Origin of the sequence: Exiguobacterium sp. S22-S28, assembly GCF_043359615.1 — a bacterium.
Lineage (GTDB): Bacteria > Bacillota > Bacilli > Exiguobacteriales > Exiguobacteriaceae > Exiguobacterium_A.
Genome location: NZ_JBHFFC010000026.1, coordinates 425,249 through 445,025 on the forward strand (window position 1 = coordinate 425,249; position 19,777 = coordinate 445,025).

The following is a 19,777-nucleotide window of genomic DNA, read 5'->3' on the forward strand; positions in this document are numbered from 1 at the left end:
GCGACGGATCAAGCACGGTTGCCCCATAATAAAAAGTCGTAGATTCAATTCACATTGACCCTACGACTTTTCACGCGTCTAACGACCTCATCTTGATTCAGTTTAGGTTAGACGTATTTTTTCATCCAAATGTCGTCCCGGTATGTTCCGTCTTCTAGCTTTACCGAATCCGGATCTTCTGCATAGACTTCAAAACCTAACGATTCATACAGACTTTGTGCCGCCTCATTTCCAGACAACACTGCCAAGATGACTTGTTCGACATCCGGAATTTGTTTTGCTTCTTCAATTAAAGCTTCCATCAATGCCCGACCTGTCCCGCCCCGGTAATCCGGTGAGATATAAACGGCAGAAATCATCGCCTTATGCGATTCGCGCGATAATTCATACGGCTTGACTTGACCAAAACCAAACAACTTTTCACCGTCGAACATCCCAAGCCATACTTCATCTGAGTCCGGATCGCCCTCAAGTCCTTCTTGCACGTCCTTGATGGGTGTTTGTTGTTCATCATCAAACGAATGACCAAACGCATCCGGATGGTTTTTCAATCCTTCCAGTCGAAGACTCCAATACCGTTCTGCATCTTCTTTCGTTAACTTCCGAAATGTATACATGACTGTCTTTCTCCCCTTTATGCGTTTTTCTTACTGGATACGATGACATGAAAACTCTTCTATCTTTAACATAACCTTTTTCTAGTAAAATAAAACCTAGTTTTAATCGAGAATTTTTTAGACAAAAAACCGCTCCCTTTTGATGAGTCAAAAGAGAACGGTTTTTACATCAGCGAAGAACCGGTTCCATCGTTTGGCGCAACACTTCCGCTGAATGATGGAATTTTTTAAATTCTTCTTCCGTCAATGAAAATTCAATGATTTCCCGGACACCTTGCCGATTGATGATCGCCGGAACACCAATATGGATTCCTGAAATTCCGTATTGTCCATCGACATGGGCACCAACGGTCAATATACAGTTTTCGTTACCAAGGATGGCCCGCACAATCCGAACGAGACCAAGTCCAATCGCATAATAGGTTGCCCCTTTACGTTCGATGATATGATAAGCGGCATCGCGGACATTGATATAGATCTGATCGAGGTCTTGTTGGGAATAACGATCATCTTCTGCCAATAATTCGTCAATCGTCTTTCCGTAGATGCGTGAGTTGCTCCAAGCCGCAAATTCTGTATCACCATGTTCCCCTAAGATATAGGCATGGGCGTTTCGAGAATCGATATGGAAATATTCACCCAGCATTTGACGTAACCGCGCCGTATCAAGAACCGTTCCAGAACCAAAGACACGTGATTTCGGCAGACCAGAATACTTCCAAGCTAAATGAGCCATGATATCGACTGGGTTAGAAGCAACGACGATGATCCCATCAAAACCAGACTCCATGATTTGCCGCATCATCTCTTTCATGATCAAAGCATTTTTCGCTACTAAGTCGAGTCGTGTCTCGCCTGGCTTTTGTGGCGCACCGGCAGTGATGACAATCACTTCCGAATCTTTACAATCGGAATAATCTCCAGCCCAAATGCGCATCGGCGAAGAACTGAACGGTGTTCCATGATTTAAATCCATCGCTTCCCCTTCAGCTTTCGCTTTGTTGACATCAATGATGACTAATTCTTCACATAAACCCGCTGTCGTCATTTGATAAGCAAAACTCGATCCAACAGCTCCCGCTCCCACCAACGCAACACGTGTCACTTTCGCATGTAATTCCATCCTCTATGTCCACCCTTCCAAACTAATTTAAAAGTTTGTTAACTACCTCACAAATAGATTGTAACATCTTTCACAAAGTCGCGAACATTGTGAAAACGTTCACATTTTGTCTAAATTGTGTCATTAATATCCTAACATAAGGAAAAATTACATCTACAGTTTCCACTTACCACATTCGATACACAACAAAACCAATCCATCCTGCCAAAGCGCTTGATAAAAAGTTGACCCCGTCATTTCCGAGCCATTTCCATCCTTTTACATAAATCGTAGGTAAGTTATGATGAATCCGCTTTTCTGTTTCTTTCGAGCAGACCGTACAACGAAACTTCCGCTGAATCGTACCGCCAAATAACGTATCGAACAAACTTCCGGCGATCCCGCCAGCGGTCACGAGCAACCATGTCTCGTTTGGTAACGTAAACAACAGATCACCGGCAGTCGCGATAAATAAAGCTCCGACCACTGTCGCTGATGTGCCGAGGACTGAAACCGCTCCACTCGTTCCGGCCGGAACACGATGTCCCGTGAAGAGAAACGGTTTTTTTTGCGAAAGCGGACCAATTTCAGAAGCCCATGTATCCGCATTCGAAGCAGCGAGCACAATTAAAAATAATACGAGAAACGCCGTTTGTTCCGTCCATAAAAAGCCGACCGAAGCAAAGGCGGCGACACCACCGTTGGCAAGGACTTGCCAGCCGTCACGCGCTCCATCTTTTTCAACGATTTGATTCACCGTCTGTTTTCTTCGTTTGCCAAGTTTGGATAATAGACTCGAACTCCCAAAAAAGAGCATCAATAAGATTAGTCCACTGTATCCAAACCCATAAATGACGACCGTTCCGACGACAATCGTCCAGACGGCACCGCTGATCGTCAACAGCTGTAACCGATAACCGATGTAGCCGAGTAAAAAACAAAATAGGATGCCATACATCACCGACATAAGATGACCTCGGACTCTGTCACGATTTGATCGACCGGTCGATCAAAGGATTCGACGGCAAATGCAGAAACAAGTTGGCACTCGAACGCAACTGCTAACGTATTCCCCTGATATTCAACTAGTGCCCGGTCGTAAAAGCCCCCTCCCCATCCAACACGAAATCCACTTCGCATGAAGGCACGGCCGGGAACCAAACAAAGATCGATTGTATCCAATGACCGTTCCAATGCCGTATCGTCGGGTTCCCGAATTCCCATCTTTGTCTCCACCAACCGGCTGTCCGGCAGATACTCAAAAAACTTCATCTCACGTTGCACCACTTTCGGAATCACCACCTGTTTTCCGAGTTCCCATGCTTTTTCGATGACAGGATTGGTCGGACACTCATTTCGAAACGATAAGGTGACGGCAATCGAACGGGCATTTTCCCATGCCGGAACGGTGAAGAGTCGATCATAAATCTGCTGTTCGCGTTGTTGCCGATGATCCAGCGCATCTAATTGATGCGTAATGAACTGTCGGATTTCCTGCTTTTCCATCCTGTAAGTCCCCCTTATTCAACAAAAAAGCCATCACACGAGGTGACGGCTTCCATCTCAATTATTTTACTTCACGGTGAAGTGTGTGCTTACGGAGACGTGGGTTGTATTTCTTCAACTCAAGACGCTCTGGGTTGTTACGCTTGTTCTTCTTAGTGATATAAGTACGGTCACCAGTTTCAGTGCAAGCCAAAGTAATTTTAACGCGCATGGGATTCCCTCCTATCTAGCTCTCGATGTATCAAGTGTTTTTGCTTTACATAAGGTTAAGCATACTCAAGTATCGTACCAAGAAAGGAAGTGAATTGCAACTGTTCATCCGTTCTTTTTCGGAATCATTACATGCTGATATGGATTTTCAAGGTCCACTTGGAATGTCCGTAGTTCTTTTTCGACATGATAATCGTGTTCAATTCCGTCGCGCGCTTCTTCCCGCTCGAGATAAACCACGTCCGAATGTCGCAGTGCTTCCCCTTCAAGTCGTTTGATGGCAACGACGAGTCCGCCTGTTCCGCCCGGAGAACGTTCACCTTCCAAGTCATACACATTGCTCACAAGTGGCAACTCATTCACTTCAGCAAACGATTGTGCAGCTGAAGACGTCTCCATATTAAAGTTGTGAACAAGACGGAACTCAACGATTTTATTTAATGCCTGTGCTTGACGCAAGATGGCAAGATTCAAACCAGCCAATTGATTGTACGTCTGAACGAGCGGTAAACCGTTGACCTCAACATGGTAGACATGGACACCGTCTTGGTGTTGATACCCAGCCGACGCGCCTGATGTGATGACATAAACATTTTCACCAGAAGCTGCGAGACGTTTCGCAAACGCTGCAATTGGTCGGTTCGGATCATCATATTGACTCGTTACAAGCAGAATGGCTTCCTGATTCCAAGAGGTGTCCCGCTGAACTGCCACATAGTAATCATGAGGCGTCAAGAATACATCCGGTTCAATGTCTGTGTCTTCCAAAAATGGATATTCGGCATAACGTTCGTCCAGCCAATCCAGCGACAACTCATGTGCATCCAAGCGCCGCTCCGTCTCTTCAAAGCGCTTGATATGTTCGCGGAACCGGTTTGCTGCATACTGCGCTGTCGTCTGTCCATCAAGAATAAACGGCCAGTCACTCGAGACAGCAAGAAGATATTCCCGAATCAACTGACGTTTGGCTTTAACCGTCAACTCATCCTGATGACGATTACGGGCAACAATACCTGCCAATCGTTTTTCGAGTTGGTGCAGGTGGCGGATCATCCAATCATTCCGTTCATTGATCCAGACATCAGCATATCCTTTACGTCCCCATGTGCCCATTGCAACATGCACGGTCTCGATATCTTGGAAATGGCGCTCAAGGAACGTCGCCGGCGAGATGGATTCGATTCCGTAATCTTCAAATCGCTCCATTGCCTTTCCGAGGAAGTCTGGACCTTCAAACCACCAATGTCCAAACAACTCCGCATCAAATGGTGCGGTTACAAGAAACGGTGGGAAATCTTGTCCGCTCTGCTCATCTAAATGATTGGCAAGTGCTTCAGCAAAATCAGTTGCATGAACATCCGTCCGTTTCCAAGCCCAATCACGAACATAATACTCTTTTTGGTCTGATTCGCCCGTCACTCGGTGCAACTTTAAGCCTGTATCGTAACGAAGCCCTTCCGGATGCATGAATTCGGCAATTTGATCCCATTCCCGGTCATACGCGAGATCGCGGTAAAACTCACGGTAATCCGGATGTCCCGGATAACCGATAACGGAACTCCAAATGCGACCCGAGATGATTTGATCACGTGGGAACAACGCGACGCCATGTGGAGAATAAACAGGTGCCCCGATACCGTGTTGTGGTGTCGGATCCGCATTGAGAATCGAATGTTCATCAACGAATGTATAACGAATTCCTTCCTCGTACATGATTTTGTCAAGACCCGGCGTATAGGCACACTCCGGCATCCAAAGACCAGTCGGGCGATATCCATAATGCCGTTCAAAACAATTCAGTCCCGTCTGAATTTCAGAGCGTGCTGCTTGTTCCGACAGCATGTGTGGACTGAATCCATGTGTTGCGGTACATGTCATCAACTCAAGATAGCCCTTTTCTTTATAATGACGGAATGCTCCGTTTAGATTACGGCCCCAATACTCAAACGTGACTTTTAAGTCATGATACCGTTCTTTATAAAACAACAGCGCATCTCGCTCTTCCTTCACCAAGTCACGTTTCAGTTCTTGATCAATCAACCGTAACGTATCTTCCAGATGTTCCACGTAACGAGTTTGGATCAAAGAATCAGCCAACATCTCGATGACCGGAGGTGAAATACTGATCGTCCACCCGAGCGGACGTTCTAAACGGTCAATTTCCCACAGTAATGGAATGTAGGTTTCTGAAATCGCCTCGTACATCCATCGCTCTTCAAGTCGATGAGCTTCCTGATGGCGGATATAGGGTAAATGGGCGTGCAGGACTAATGAAAAATAACCTTTGCGCATGTTTGTTCTTCCTCTCCTTATGCTTTCTATCTCTCAGATTTAACGGATGCGGTCAAAATAAGAATACGGGCGTAAAACTTCCACCCATTCCGGTTGTTCTGCTTCTCCGTACTGCCAACGGGTCACAACTTCTGCAAAACGTCCTTCTGCAACAGGTTCGTCCCGCGGTGTCTCAACCGGTTTTGAACGCAGAACCGGCAGGAAGTCGCCGTCAATCGTTTGAATACCCCATTCGATGATGTATGTAGTATTTGGCATCAACGGACGGACAAACCACATATTTGTCATTTCCGGCAACTCGAATTGATACGTACGGTTCGCTTCACCTTTTTCATAATTCAGCAACGTGACGTCGGTAATCCGCATTTCTTTTCGGAAAGAGTCAAACGATGCATGATAATGTGTCTCGAGCATCTTTCGAGATAATTCTGATAATTCCCAATACACATAGACAGCTGTCGGGGATTGAACGATGGCATGGATGATGTCATCTTCATAATGCGTCGCCATTCCAAAAGCATCTCGTTCCAATGAAGGGATGGCCGTCAAAGCTGGCACTATATCATTTTCTTTTGCCGCACTCACACCTGACTCCGCCTTCCTTTTGTTCGGTTTTGCACTCTCGGCCGCCTCCGGCTTTGATGTGGAGTTTGTCAGTGACTTCCGGTATTTACTCCAGGCATATTTAACCTTGCCTTCCGTCGATTCTATTTCTTCCGCGATTTGTTTAATGGTCAGTCCTTGTTCTTTTAATTTTATGATTTTTTCAAGCATTACCTATCACCTCTTTCTCTTTATTCACTTCTTTCTTATTCTACAAACTTGTTTTAAAATCCTTTACAAAAAAAAGCAGGCTCGAGGATCTCCCTCCAGCCTACTGCACTTAACTGTTTAAATCATAGTGTTTTCCTTTTTCGAGATAGATCAGATGTTCGCCGACATTGGTCAAGTGATCACCCATTCGTTCGATGTACCGGCAAATATTCGTAAACTGCATGATTTCATCGACAACAATCGGCTGCAACGACATATGACGCATATATTGACGTAACGCCTTGTACGTCGTCTCGTCGATGATATTGTCGAGTTCCGACAGTGCTTTGGCTTTCTCAACATCGCCATCCCGGTACGCAACGATTGCGGTTTCCGTCATGTCGAGCAATGTTTCGAATGCCTCTTTTAATAACGAGATGTCGATGACGTACGGGAACGTTTCGACACGTAAGACGGCTTTCGAGATATTCCCTGCATAATCCGCAATCCGTTCTAAATCGGTTGCAATTTTCATCGCTGTAACGAGCCGTCGCAAATCGGTTGCAACGGGTTGTTGTTTCGCAATCAGTAAGATCGCATCATCATTAATCTCGAGTTCCAGTGCATCGAGTTCACTGTCATTCTCGATAACTTTGAGCGCAATCTCACGGTCGTATTTTTCTAACGCTTCCGCCGTTGTCGCAATCTGTTGCATCGTCTTACGGGCTAACAAAAATACTTTTTGATCAAGTACTGCTAGGTTTTCTCCAAAAATCGTCCGGTTCGCTGCCATTGAAAGTTCCTCCTCGTTATCCGAATCGTCCTGAGATATAGTCTTCTGTCCGTTTGTCACTTGGATTCGAGAAGATTCGGTCCGTTTGATCGAATTCAACGACTTCACCGTTCAAGAAAAAGGCTGTTTTATCCGAGACACGTGCTGCTTGTTGCATGTTGTGCGTGACGATGATGATTGAGTAATCTTTTTTTAATTCTTGAACAAGTTCTTCGACTTTCAACGTCGAGATCGGGTCAAGTGCCGAGGTCGGTTCATCCATCAAGATGACATCCGGCTCAATTGCGAGGCAACGGGCGATACAGAGACGTTGTTGCTGTCCACCGGATAAGCCGTACGCATTCTCGTTCAATCGATCCTTGACCTCGTCCCAAATCGCTGCACCACGTAAACTCCGTTCAACGATTTCGTCTAAGATTTTCTTGTTCTTAACACCGTGAACACGTGGTCCGTAAGCGATGTTGTCGTAAATCGATTTCGGGAACGGGTTCGGTTGTTGGAAGACCATCCCGACCGACGTCCGTAATTCTTCGACTTCGTAATCCTTATCAAAGATATTGCGACCGTGGTACTCGATGACACCGTTCGTGCGAACGATCGGGACAAGTTCAACCATCCGGTTCAAGGTCTTGATGAACGTTGATTTCCCGCATCCTGACGGTCCGATGATTGCCGTGACTTCATTTTGCTTGATGTCGAGATTAACATCTTTTAAGGCGTGATCATCGCCGTACCATAAGTTCAAATCATTTACACGGTAGACACTTTGTCGTGCAGCTAGTGGTTGATTCATCGTTTTTGCCCCTTCTTTGGCTGGTTTCGTCGTCAGCTTCGTATCCATCATCTGTGTTCCTCCTTCGTGGTTCAGAACGTGATTCATTTCATTATAGGTGTTTGATTAGTATCGTTTTGAGAAACGGTTCCGGATCCAAATCGCAAGTGAGTTCATCGTCAAGAGGATGACCATCAAGACAATGATTCCTGCAGCCGCAAGTCCTTGGAAATCGGCTTGTGGACGGCTTGTCCAGTTATAGATTTGAATCGGTAACGCTGTAAACTCTGAGAAAATACCTTCTGGTGCCCGGGCGATGAAGATGGCTGCACCGACCATGATGAGTGGTGCCGTCTCTCCGATTGCCCGTGATACCGCAAGGATGATCCCTGTGATGACGCCTGGAAGTGATGCCGGTAAAACAACTTTAAACGTCGTCTGCCATTTCGAGGCACCAAGAGCGAGTGACGCGTGACGCATCGCTTGAGGAACTGCTCGAATCGCTTCTTGCGACGAGACGATGACGACCGGCAAGCTCATCAGTGCCAGTGTGAGTGCTCCGGCAATCAACGTCGAGCCGAAGCCCATGTTTCGGACAAAGAACGTGAGTCCGAGTAATCCGAAGACGATTGACGGGACACCGGCTAAGTTTGAGATGTTGACTTCAATGAATGACGTCATCCGCCCTTTTTTCGCGTACTCTTCCAAATAGATCGCGGCTCCGACACCGAGGATGAAGATCATTGGAATGATCAACAACATCAGGAAAATTGAGCCCATGAGCGCAGGATAGATCCCGGCACGGTCCGGTCGGCGGGATGGCGCATTTTGAAGGAAGTCGAGTGATAACCAGGCTGCTCCGTCACGAATGACACCAGACAGAAGAATACCCAGCACGACTAAACCGAATAACAGTCCAATCAAGAAAATGATTTTTGTGATATTGTTGACGACCAAGCGTTGACTGATCGACTTTTTAACTGCAACAGGATCGATAAACTTTTTTTGTACGGGTTGTTTTTCTGGTAAGGCCATCTTAGTACTCCTCTCTGAAACGACGCGTAATCCAGTTCGCGAGTAAGTTCATCAAAAGAGTAAAGACGAACAACAACGTACCGACAGCGTAGATACTATAGTATTCAATCGTACCGAATCCAGCATCGCCAAGTGCGACCTGAACGATATAAGCAGTCATCGTTTGAACCGGTTCTAACGGGTTGACGAGAGCTGTCGGATTGGATCCACCAGCAATCGTTACGATCATCGTCTCACCAATCGCACGCGACATCCCGAGGACGATCGAAGCGATGATTCCTGAGAGTGCTGCCGGAACAACAACTTTTAAAGCGACTTCAAGACGTGTTGAACCAAGCGCGAGCGCACCGTCTCGGATTTTTTTCGGAACCGAACTCATCGCATCTTCCGAAATCGAGGCGATCATCGGGATGATCATGATTCCGACGACGATACCCGGGCTTAAGGCATTGTAGATGGCAAGACCCGGAATAAGTTTTACGAGTAATGGTGTAACGAACGTCAAGGCGAAAAATCCGAAGACGATTGTCGGAACACCGGCTAAGACTTCAAGAATGGGTTTAAGAACACGGCGTGCGCGCTCTGATGCATACTCACTTAAATAAATCGCAGAAGTGAGTCCAATCGGCACGGCAACTAGCATCGCAATCACGGTAATTTCAAGTGTTCCCACGACGAGTGGCCAAATCCCGTACTCCGGTTGAGAGTTCAGCGGGTACCAGTTCGTACTGCCGAAAAATTCTTTGATCGATACGACTTCAAAGAAGTGGCGTGTCTCAAGAACTAACGTGAGAATGATGCCGATGGTCGTAATGACTGAAACGAACGCACAAAGGAAAAGTACGATCGGCATGATCCGTTCCATAACGTTTTTTATACTAAATTTTTGTTGTCGGTTCTGTTGAATCAGCTCGCGAACCGATTTGTTTGATGATGGATTCATCCTTCTCCGCTCCCTACTTCATCATGCCTACATAAGAACGGGACCCGAAAAAAGGGAATTTCCCCTTTTTTGGGCCGTCCTCATTTGGTGATGTTTATTTCATTGCGTCTTCGATAGCTTTTGCATTTTCATCATAACGATCTTGTTTCATCTTGATATAGCCTACTTCTTCAGCTAAATCACCAGCGTTTTCGTTCGTAAATTGAACAAAATCAGCCACTTGTTTTTTATCTTTTAATGACTTGTTGTTGACGTACGTGTAGATTTCACGTGACAGCGGGTAAGACAAATCATTGATTGTTTCTGGTGTTGGATCAACCGCATCTTTTCCTTCAGCTGAGAGCGGGACTTCTTTTAACTTATCTTTGTTTTCTGCATAGTAGGCATAACCGAAGTAGCCGATCGCACCTTTTGTTCCTTCCACTCCTTTGACGAGGACGTTATCGTCTTCTGAGAGTTGAACGTCTTTACGCATATCTTTTTCGTCAAGGACTTCTTCGTCGAAGTAATCAAATGTACCTGAGTCTTTACCAGGGCTGAAGAATTTGATTGGTTCTGCCGGATAAGATGGATCAACATCTTTCCATGTTTTGACGTTTGGATCAAGCCACATTTTGTTGAGTTGATCGAGTGTCAATTCTTTGACCCATGTATTTTGTTTGCTGACTGTGACTGTCAATCCGTCGAGTGCAAGTGAGAGACGTGTAAATTCAATATTATTTTTTTCAGCTTCTGCTGCTTCTTCATCTTTGATTTCGCGTGATGCGTTCGAGAGGTCTGTTTCACCAACGACGAAACGCTTGAATCCGCCACCTGTTCCGGATACTCCGACTGTTACATCGACGTCTGGTTGTTCGATTGAGTACTCTTCACCGACTGCTTCCATGATTGGGAAGACTGTTGAAGATCCGTCTACAGCGATCTTTCCTGAAAGATCAGAAGAACTTGAAGAGCCACCTTTGTCATTTCCGCATGCCGCACCGACTACTGCGATTGACGCTACCGTTGTGATAAGAGCTGTTTTTTTCATCCAAGACATGATTAATTTTCCTCCTCGAAGTATGTCGCTGGTAACGCTACGACTTTATATCCGTTTTCCTTACAAGACTTATACTACGGATGAACTATTAAACCAAAATGAATCCAACGTAAAAGAATTGTAAAGGTGTGTATTTCTGCGTTTACAAACTCAACTCCATTAGAAAAACAGGTCAATCCATACAAAAAAAAGCGAAGATGAGTTTTCTCACCTTCGCCACACTGGTTAATTTGGCTTAGTCTGCCACGGAACATCTTTGACATTAAAATATGCTTTAACTAAATCATGACCAATTTTCGAGTTGACGGTTTCCTGCTCCATATATGGAAGGAACACAGCCCATGCCATCTCCGGATTATCATACGGGGCCCAACCGACCAAGTTCGAGTTTAGCGAGCGGACAGGTTGACCACTGCCATCCCGAAGAGCAATTCCATCTTCGCCGTAAACACTGACCTGAGCCGTTCCTGTTTTCGCCGCTGCATCGATACCGGTTTGCGCAATGACTTTTGCTGTTCCGCGTTCTCCTTTGACAACGCGGTGTAATCCTTCACGAACATGATCGATGTTCGCTTGGCTGACTTCAATCCGATTCAAATAATTCGTTTTAAAGCTGTAATCGACTTGTTTTGTTCCATCCTCAATCGAGTTCGAAGCGAGTACTTCTTTCAAGAAATGTGGTTGTACCCGATATCCACCGTTAGCGAGTGTCGAAATATACTGCGCTACTTGAAGTGGTGTAAAAGCATCGTACTGTCCGATTACCCGGTCCATCAAGAGTGTGACACGATCCGGTGTACCTTGTACCCCTTTTGCTTCATACGGAAGATCAATACCTGTCGTCACACCAAGACCAAACTGACTGTAATAGTTTTGCATGAGTGCTGCCGCTGCGTCGACACTAGCACCTGCTACACCGTTACTTGGATACTTCGCCATCCGCATGGCAATGTTAAACATGTAGACGTTTGACGAACGTTCAAGTGCCGTCAAGTCAGTAATCGGTCCCATATTGACGTACGATCCTTTTTTCGTGCCGCCAATCGTGATCGGCGCATCATTAATGACTTCGTTTTGACGGATAACGCCTTCCTCAAGTCCCATTGCGACCGTCGCCCCTTTGATCGTTGAACCGATTTGCAGGGAGGTCAAGACGTTATTGATGGCAACATCACTGAATTTATTCGTCGCCGTGTCAAGCTTCTGACCGGACATCGCCAAGATTTCACCCGTTTTCGGATTCATGACGACGGCATATCCTTCTTTGAGATAGCCACTCCCCATACCGCGTCCCATTTTGATGGCTTGTCGTAAAATTTGATCGACTTGTTTATTGTATTCCGCGTCAACGGTCAGGACGAGATCTTTACCGGATTCGCCTTCTTCCCGATTCGGTTCACCGACAGGTTCGCCGTTAAACGTTTCATAGACATCGTAAGCCGGTTTACCGCGTAATAAATCTTCATACTGTTGTTCAAGGAACGATGTCCCGACACGGTCATTCAGACTGTAGCCTTTTGCTTTAAATTCCGCCTGTTGTTCAGCTGGAATTTTGGAGTACTTCCCAAAGATATTACGGAGCGTTCCTTCATACGGATACGAACGCTCATAAAACGGCTCGACCGACACCCCTTTTAAATCTTCAAGATTCTCGTCAATGATTGCCATTTCTTTTGCACTGGCTCCTAATTTAACGAGTTGGGGATCGAGAGCGTAACCGACTTCCATATTGTGTTTGATTGCGATGATTTCCATCGTTTTGTCATCAAAATCAATATCTTTTTTTGTAATCGTATCAAGACGGATTTGATCTTGTTCCGAAATCGATAATTTATTTCGCTTTTCTACGTTCGGATAACGTTTTGTGACTGCCTCTTTATACCGTCGATCTGATTCATCACCGTTGACCGCTACCCAGTAATCCTTCATGTCTCGTTCTGTTACTTTCCAATCGTCTTTCGGCAGGTTGATGATCGCCGCAAGACGCGAGGCGATTTCAATCCGTTCATCGACTTTCGTATTTTGAGACCGGCGGTAAACAATCGAGTATTTGGAAATCGTATCGACTAACAGTCGTCCGTCTCGATCGTAAATCTTTCCGCGCGGTACTTCGTATTTCGAAGCAATCATCTCCGTTTTTTGAACTTCCCGTGAAATCTTTTCGCCATTTACAATCTGGACGACACCTAAGCGAAAGATTAAAATCGCAAACAATAAAAATACTACAAAAAACATTAAGTTCAAGCGAAGCGGCAGATGATTCCGCCGTCTTCCCTTGACCGTGATTCGTTTCGCCATGGCGTACTCCCCTATCGTTCAAAAGTCATCTTGTTTCATTATATAGAAGGAAACTTTCCATAACAACCTATCCCATCATTTTCCGCATTAAAAAAAGCACCGGATTCCCTTTCGGAAAACCGATGCTCTCATATTACTTTTTATTTTGCGTCAGCATAGAGTTTTGCTACGTGATCCCAATCAATGACGTTAAAGAACGCATTGATGTAATCCGGACGACGGTTTTGATAGTTCAAGTAATACGCGTGTTCCCAGACATCAAGTCCAAGAATCGGTGTTTTACCTTCCATGACAGGTGTATCTTGGTTTGGTGTTGAAACGACAGCCAATTTGCCACCGTCAACGATGAGCCACGCCCAACCTGAACCAAAACGTGTTGTAGCTGCTTTTGCGAACGCATCTTTGAATCCTTCGAACGAGCCGAACGATTCGTCGATTGCTGAAGCAAGATCACCCGTTGGTGTTGCTCCGTCGTTCTTTTTCAAGAGTTTCCAGAAGAACGAGTGGTTCCAATGACCGCCACCGTTGTTACGGACGGCTGTTTGAATGTTAGCAGGAAGTGAATCGAGGTTTTGAAGTAATTCTTCAAGTGATTTCCCTTCATGCTCTGACCCTTCAAGTGCCGCGTTTACGTTCGTGACATATGTGTTGTGGTGTTTTGAGTGGTGAATCTCCATCGTACGAGCGTCGATATGTGGCTCCAGCGCATCATAAGCGTAGCCGAGTTCTGGTAATTCAAATTTTGACATTTTCATGTCCCCCTTTATCCTATTTTCGGAATTTCGATACTCTTTAAGACTAGCAAAAATAGTTGGTCAGACGCAAGCAATGACCCTTAGATATTACTGTTCGTCGCGTGGAGCGAATACGGAGACGCCGCCACCCGGAACCGGGAACACACCGAATCCTTCGTCATCGATGACAACAGGTTCTTCTTGGTGATTCGTATAATCGAACCATTGTTCTCCGGCACGTGATTCGCCGACGAACATCCGCTTTTCGCACATGTCAGCGTTCGACAGCAAGACGGCACAACCCGAGTTCGGGAATTCTTCGACGCCACGACGGACCCATCCGACACAATGCGGATCGTCCAGGTAATCTTCTTGCTCACCGTAAGCTTTATGGTAACGGGCGTACAATAGGGCATCGATCATCTCTTTTTTACCTTCTACCGGATGTGGTCCTTGGACACCATAGTAGTCTCCGTAGAAGACACATGGATAACCATCTTTACGTAATAAAACAGAAGCATACGCATGCTGTTTGAACCAGTCATCAATCCATGACTCCAGCGATTCGCCTGGTTGTGAATCATGATTGTCAACAAATGTCACGGCATTCGTCGGGTGAGATTCAACGAGTGTATCCGCAAACAACGTCGTTAAATCAAAGTCCTGTCCTTGTTGCGATGCTTCGTGGAATTTATAGTGAAGCGGCACATCAAACAAATCAATCGTATAATCAACGCTGTCTAAGAATTGGCGGCAATCATCTAAATCTGATTTCCAGAACTCACCGACCATATAGAAACCGTCCGGATTGTCTCCAATCATCGATTTGGCGAACTCATTGACGAATTCGTAGTTGATATGTTTGATCGCGTCCAAACGGAAACCTTGGCAATTGATCGTTTCTTTGAACCAGTTTCCCCAGTTAATCATCTCTTCGCGGACTTCCGGGTGGTTGTAATCAATGTTGGCGAACATCAGATAATCATAGTTGCCGAATTCGTCATCCACTTGATCGTTCCAATCTTTATTTTTACCGGAAATTTTGAAAACACCTGTTTTTTCTTCACGTGCATCAAAATCGGTTCCATTGAAAAATTCGTGTGTCCAGATGAAATCAGAATATTTTCCGTTTCGACCCGGGAACGTAAATTTCGTCCACGCATCGATTTCAAATTCTTCTGAAATTTCTTGCGAACGGTCTTCCGGGTGGACTTCCACAACTTTAATCGTCTCAAGTTCATCGGCAGCCGCTTTATGGTTCATGACGACATCTGCATAAACCGCGATGTCATTTTCATGCGCGACTTGAATTGCTTCGACCAATTCATCTTTTGTCCCGTATTTTGTCCGGACCGTTCCCTTTTGATCAAATTCCCCTAAATCATAGACATCGTAAATGCCATACCCTGTATCTTCATCTGATTGCCCCTTTGATGCTGGCGGAATCCAAACAGATGTGATGCCTGCAGCACGCAGTTCCGGCGCTCTCTCTTTTAAGCGTTGCCAATGCTTTCCATCATTTTCTACATGCCACTCAAAAAACTGCATCATCGTATGGTTACGTTCCATCTCTCTTCGCTCTCCCTTAAATTGCCATAGTATGAATATTATTGTATGAACATTATTACAATATCTTTAATATTCCCCAAGCAACCAAAAATAAACGCACACTCCAAAAAAGAGTGTGCGTTTATGGAGTGGACCCTGCAGGACTCGAACCTGCGACCGGACGGTTATGAGCCGTCAGCTCTAACCAGCTGAGCTAAGGGTCCTTAAGTAATAGTAGCGGCGGAGGGAGTCGAACCCACGACCTCACGGGTATGAACCGTACGCTCTAGCCAGCTGAGCTACACCGCCATGATGAATTAAAACAGCTAATATCAGATTACTGGAAGTAGACTTGAATGTCAATAAATTATCTCACAAAAACAAAGAGGAATTTCTTTTCAGAAATTCCTCTTGTTTTATGATGGATATTCACTTCATGCTGTTCCTGATCGTTGCTCCAGTACCAAGTCCGTAATATTGACGGCATGGTCTCCGATGCGTTCCAGGTTCGACAACAGATCAACGAAGATCATTCCAGCCTGACCGGTACAATCGCCTGCATTGACACGCAAGACATGGTGTTTGCGGAATGACCGTTCGAGCGAATCCAGTTTCCCTTCGAGCTCAAGCACTTGGCGTGCCAATGAAACATCATCCAGTTCAACTGCCTTGATGGCGGTCTCAACGATTTTTTGCGTCAAGATATACATCTCATCCAGCTCTTTTTCCGCTTGTGCCGTAAATTCGATGCGGTTGACGATTTGGAAATCAACAAGTTCGATGACGTTTTCAACATGATCACCGATCCGTTCAAAGTCATTGACGGCATGCATCAAGAGTGAATGGTCATTTGATTCCCGTTCCGACAAGTCATGCGCTGCGACTTTGACAAGATAACTCGTCACTTCTGTATTCAGATGGTTGATGGCGTATTCAATCTGGTCTGCCTCCGATACATCTTTTTTATCATGCGACTGTGTGTAACGGTGCGCTTTTCCAAGCGCTTCCTTCGAGAACTCACCCATCCGTAATACTTCGAGCTTCGCTTGACTTAAGGCGAGTGACGAAGACTGGTTCAAGATGTTTTGATCCAAGTGGCGTGGTTTCGAGTCGACGGTCGTATCCGTTCCCGGCACGACCTTTTGAACAAGCCATGCAATTTGTGCGATGAACCAGCATTGAATCAAGGTGTTGACGACGTTAAACGTTCCGTGCGCAAAAGCAATCTGCATTTTTGGTTCCAGATCCAGTGCACCGGTAATCCACGTAATGAACGCTGAAAACAGTGGTAAGGCGATCAAGAAGAGAATCGTTCCGACGATATTGAAGATGACGTGCGCTGCTGCCGTCCGTTTCGCTGCAATCGACGCACCAAGTGCTGCGAGAACTGCAGTGATCGTCGTCCCGATGTTATCACCAAACAAGACTGGTAACGCTGCTTTGATATCAATCATTCCGCCGTCATACAATTCTTGTAAGATTCCGATCGTCGCAGAAGACGATTGGACTAGCATCGTAAAGATTGTTCCGACGAATACACCAAGCAATGGACTTTCCGACATCGATACCGTCAGTTCTCGGAACCATTCGCTTGACTCGAGTGGTGCCATGCCGTCTCCCATGAGGGTCAATCCATAGAAGAGCGCTCCGAAACCAAAGAAGATTTGTCCGATGTATTGAATCCGTTCTTTATTGAAGAAGAAAATCAGGAACGCTCCAAGCGCAATCGCCGGGAGTGCTGCTTCCTTGACGTTAAATCCGATGATAAAAGCCGTGATCGTCGTTCCGATGTTCGCCCCCATGACGACACCAATCGCTTGACGCAAATTCATTAAGCCGGCACTGACTAACCCAACGACGATAACGGTCGTACCGGATGACGACTGGATCAAGACCGTGACGACAATACCGGCTAAAATTCCGAAAAACGGGTTTGAGGTATATTTATCTAAAATATACCGCAGACGGTCTCCCGCTGTTTTTTGAAGACCATCTCCCATATACTTAATACCGAATAGGAAAATACCAAGTCCACCGATAAAGGTGAAAATCATTTCCTGTAAATCATAGTTCATTTTGTCATCTCCTCGTATAAAAAAGTGGAATTGATTTGTTGTTAAGAATCCATTGTTTCAACTCCCCTATTATGTAAAGGTCTAATGAACTTGTAAACAGTTTTTAAGACATTCAATTGTTAAGGTTTTATTAATCTGTACCACTACAGTAAAATGCTTATTTATAAGAATTTTATGACCTATTTTCAATTGTTATAAAACAGAAGAAAGAGTGATTATATTGCATTTTTTAAGTCAACTACTTAATTACTTACAAACCACCTTAATTCCAAATCGTCTGTTTTTGAAGACACGCCTCGCTGATGTTTCCCTTTATTTTTGTGGATTGGCATGGATTTCCTTGTGGGTGACAATCATCGACAGCATCTTTCTTGAACAATCGATTCCATTTATCGTCTGGTTCATCCTGCATTTCATCTTCATTGCGATTGCGGTGTTGTTGTATCTGCTGTTCGTTTCCTATTTGAATCGCTGGCTCATCCAGTGGATTTTGCCGAAGCCTTGGGCTTTCCGGCAAGTATTTCCTTATACAGTTGCTGCAAACATCTGGAGTTTTCCGATTGGCGTTCTGATTTATCAACTCGGAAATTCAACGTTCGGAGTCGTTGTGCTGTTAGCCGGCCACTTTTTATATTCACTGATTCCGCTTCTTTTGGCCCGGAAGAATAAAAAGCCGTCACGTGTGCGGACATGACATCTTTTACACCGATTTACAGACTGAACTGTCCGTCTGACGACGGATTGACTTCCAACCGTCTGTGTTAAACAATTGTAAATGTTCAATTTTCGTTCTTGTTTCTCGATTTTTAGGGAATAGTTCGATATGATAGTACAAGTAGTCATAAACAATCTGGCGCTATGCCACAAAAGGAGATTTTCGATATGCCGAAAATGGTCCATCGCTCTAAGACTCGTCCCGTTCGTGTTGGGGACCTTGTCATTGGTGGAAGTAATGAAGTCATCATTCAAAGTATGACGACAACAAAAACACACGACGTCGAAGCGACTGTCGCTGAAATTTTACGTCTTGAAGAAGCGGGATGCCAAATTGTCCGCGTCGCTTGTCCGGAAGAACGCGATGCACTTGCCCTCGCAGAAATCAAAAGCCGGATCAACATTCCACTCGTCGTAGACATCCATTTCAACTATAAACTGGCTCTCATGGCAATCGAAGCTGGTGTCGATAAAATCCGGATCAATCCGGGTAACATCGGACGCCGCGAGAAAGTCGAAGCTGTCGTCACGGCAGCAAAGGCCAAAAACATCCCGATTCGAATTGGAGTCAATGCCGGTTCACTGGAGAAACATATTCTCGAGAAATACGGTTACCCGACTGCCCGTGGGATGGTCGAAAGTGCGTTGCATCACATCAAAATTCTTGAGGATCTCGATTTTCACGATATCATCGTTTCCTTAAAAGCTTCCGATGTTCAGTTGGCGCTCGAAGCCTATCAGCTCGCTTCTGAGTCATTTGATTACCCACTGCACGTCGGTATCACGGAATCTGGTCCTTTACGTACCGGTTCATTAAAATCCGCTGCCGGTCTTGGCGCGATTCTATCGCGTGGTATCGGAAATACGGTCCGCGTTTCACTTTCTGCCGACCCGGTCGAAGAAGTCAAAGTCGCAAAAGAAGTCTTGAAATCATTTGGTCTTGCCGCAAACGCTGCAACATTGATTTCTTGCCCGACATGCGGACGGATTGAAATCGACTTGATGGCAATCGCCGCTGAAATCGAGGACTACATCGATAAAATCCAAGTCAACATCAAAGTGGCTGTTCTCGGTTGTGCCGTCAATGGTCCTGGTGAAGCACGCGAAGCAGACATTGGTATCGCCGGTGCCCGTAACGAAGGATTGTTGTTCCGTCATGGAGAAATCATCCGTAAAGTGCCGGAAGCGACAATGGTCGAAGAATTAAAAAAAGAAATCGACGCCATCGTGCTCGAAAAAGAAGCGGAAAAAGAAGCGGAAAAAGAAGCTGCTAAAGCAAGTCAATCGTAATAAAAAAGAGTCCTCCGACGGAGTGACTCTTTTTTTCGTGTCTGTATTTCGACTAT

18 protein-coding genes and 2 tRNA genes are annotated in these 19,777 nt (G+C 45.4%); 2 read left to right on the forward strand and 18 right to left on the reverse strand.

Annotation, left to right across the window (positions count from 1 at the left end; translation table 11 throughout):
• Positions 1-107 precede the first annotated feature (107 nt).
• The 18 genes from ACHA8N_RS08825 to ACHA8N_RS08910 all read right to left on the reverse strand — a co-directional run bounded on the left by ACHA8N_RS08825 (position 108) and on the right by ACHA8N_RS08910 (position 17,717).
• Positions 108-617, reverse strand: coding sequence for a GNAT family N-acetyltransferase (locus tag ACHA8N_RS08825; protein ID WP_147511845.1), 510 nt, complete (start codon positions 615-617; stop codon positions 108-110).
• Positions 618-786: 169 nt separating this feature from the next.
• Complete coding sequence (locus ACHA8N_RS08830) at positions 787-1,740, reverse strand: L-lactate dehydrogenase (RefSeq protein ID WP_147511846.1); 954 nt, start codon at positions 1,738-1,740, stop codon at positions 787-789.
• Between the two features lie 166 nt (positions 1,741-1,906).
• On the reverse strand, positions 1,907-2,686 hold the full coding sequence (locus ACHA8N_RS08835; protein WP_393965458.1) for a DUF92 domain-containing protein: 780 nt from the start codon (positions 2,684-2,686) through the stop codon (positions 1,907-1,909).
• Positions 2,677-3,225, reverse strand: a complete 549-nt coding sequence (locus ACHA8N_RS08840) for a 5-formyltetrahydrofolate cyclo-ligase (protein WP_393965459.1) — start codon at positions 3,223-3,225, stop codon at positions 2,677-2,679. The genes ACHA8N_RS08835 and ACHA8N_RS08840 overlap by 10 nt, the downstream gene beginning before the upstream one ends.
• A gap of 61 nt (positions 3,226-3,286) precedes the next feature.
• Positions 3,287-3,436 carry a 50S ribosomal protein L33 gene (rpmG, locus tag ACHA8N_RS08845; RefSeq protein ID WP_012369771.1) on the reverse strand — a complete coding sequence of 50 codons (150 nt, stop codon included), beginning with the start codon at positions 3,434-3,436 and terminating at the stop codon, positions 3,287-3,289.
• A 104-nt stretch (positions 3,437-3,540) separates the two neighbouring features.
• Positions 3,541-5,727 carry a glycoside hydrolase family 57 protein gene (locus tag ACHA8N_RS08850; RefSeq protein WP_393965460.1) on the reverse strand — a complete coding sequence of 729 codons (2,187 nt, stop codon included), beginning with the start codon at positions 5,725-5,727 and terminating at the stop codon, positions 3,541-3,543.
• 39 nt (positions 5,728-5,766) lie between these two features.
• Positions 5,767-6,501 carry a DUF4912 domain-containing protein gene (locus ACHA8N_RS08855; protein ID WP_147511850.1) on the reverse strand — a complete coding sequence of 245 codons (735 nt, stop codon included), beginning with the start codon at positions 6,499-6,501 and terminating at the stop codon, positions 5,767-5,769.
• A 109-nt stretch (positions 6,502-6,610) separates the two neighbouring features.
• On the reverse strand, positions 6,611-7,273 hold the full coding sequence (gene phoU / locus ACHA8N_RS08860) for a phosphate signaling complex protein PhoU (protein WP_393965461.1): 663 nt from the start codon (positions 7,271-7,273) through the stop codon (positions 6,611-6,613).
• A 16-nt stretch (positions 7,274-7,289) separates the two neighbouring features.
• Positions 7,290-8,066, reverse strand: a complete 777-nt coding sequence (gene pstB / locus ACHA8N_RS08865; protein WP_393965560.1) for a phosphate ABC transporter ATP-binding protein PstB — start codon at positions 8,064-8,066, stop codon at positions 7,290-7,292.
• A gap of 105 nt (positions 8,067-8,171) precedes the next feature.
• Positions 8,172-9,080, reverse strand: coding sequence for a phosphate ABC transporter permease PstA (pstA, locus tag ACHA8N_RS08870; protein ID WP_147511853.1), 909 nt, complete (start codon positions 9,078-9,080; stop codon positions 8,172-8,174).
• A 1-nt stretch (position 9,081) separates the two neighbouring features.
• Positions 9,082-10,023 (reverse strand): phosphate ABC transporter permease subunit PstC, encoded by a 942-nt coding sequence (gene pstC / locus ACHA8N_RS08875; RefSeq protein WP_147511854.1) that lies wholly within the window; start codon positions 10,021-10,023, stop codon positions 9,082-9,084.
• Between the two features lie 94 nt (positions 10,024-10,117).
• Positions 10,118-11,062 (reverse strand): PstS family phosphate ABC transporter substrate-binding protein, encoded by a 945-nt coding sequence (locus ACHA8N_RS08880; protein ID WP_147511855.1) that lies wholly within the window; start codon positions 11,060-11,062, stop codon positions 10,118-10,120.
• A 225-nt stretch (positions 11,063-11,287) separates the two neighbouring features.
• Positions 11,288-13,360 (reverse strand): peptidoglycan D,D-transpeptidase FtsI family protein, encoded by a 2,073-nt coding sequence (locus tag ACHA8N_RS08885; RefSeq protein ID WP_147511856.1) that lies wholly within the window; start codon positions 13,358-13,360, stop codon positions 11,288-11,290.
• A 140-nt stretch (positions 13,361-13,500) separates the two neighbouring features.
• Positions 13,501-14,109, reverse strand: coding sequence for a superoxide dismutase (locus tag ACHA8N_RS08890; RefSeq protein ID WP_393965462.1), 609 nt, complete (start codon positions 14,107-14,109; stop codon positions 13,501-13,503).
• A gap of 93 nt (positions 14,110-14,202) precedes the next feature.
• Entirely contained in the window at positions 14,203-15,663 is a 1,461-nt protein-coding gene (locus ACHA8N_RS08895; RefSeq protein WP_393965463.1) for an alpha-amylase, read from the reverse strand.
• A 129-nt stretch (positions 15,664-15,792) separates the two neighbouring features.
• Positions 15,793-15,866: transfer RNA gene (locus ACHA8N_RS08900), tRNA-Ile, on the reverse strand.
• Positions 15,867-15,877: 11 nt separating this feature from the next.
• Positions 15,878-15,951: transfer RNA gene (locus ACHA8N_RS08905), tRNA-Met, on the reverse strand.
• Between the two features lie 125 nt (positions 15,952-16,076).
• Positions 16,077-17,717, reverse strand: coding sequence for a Na/Pi cotransporter family protein (locus ACHA8N_RS08910; protein ID WP_393965464.1), 1,641 nt, complete (start codon positions 17,715-17,717; stop codon positions 16,077-16,079).
• 211 nt (positions 17,718-17,928) lie between these two features.
• On the opposite strand from ACHA8N_RS08910, the gene ACHA8N_RS08915 reads away from it, so the two are divergent.
• Together ACHA8N_RS08915 and ispG are read left to right on the forward strand one after the other, a co-directional pair.
• Complete coding sequence (locus ACHA8N_RS08915; RefSeq protein WP_147511860.1) at positions 17,929-18,411, forward strand: hypothetical protein; 483 nt, start codon at positions 17,929-17,931, stop codon at positions 18,409-18,411.
• A gap of 188 nt (positions 18,412-18,599) precedes the next feature.
• Positions 18,600-19,721, forward strand: coding sequence for a flavodoxin-dependent (E)-4-hydroxy-3-methylbut-2-enyl-diphosphate synthase (gene ispG, locus ACHA8N_RS08920; RefSeq protein WP_393965465.1), 1,122 nt, complete (start codon positions 18,600-18,602; stop codon positions 19,719-19,721).
• Positions 19,722-19,777: the final 56 nt, after the last annotated feature.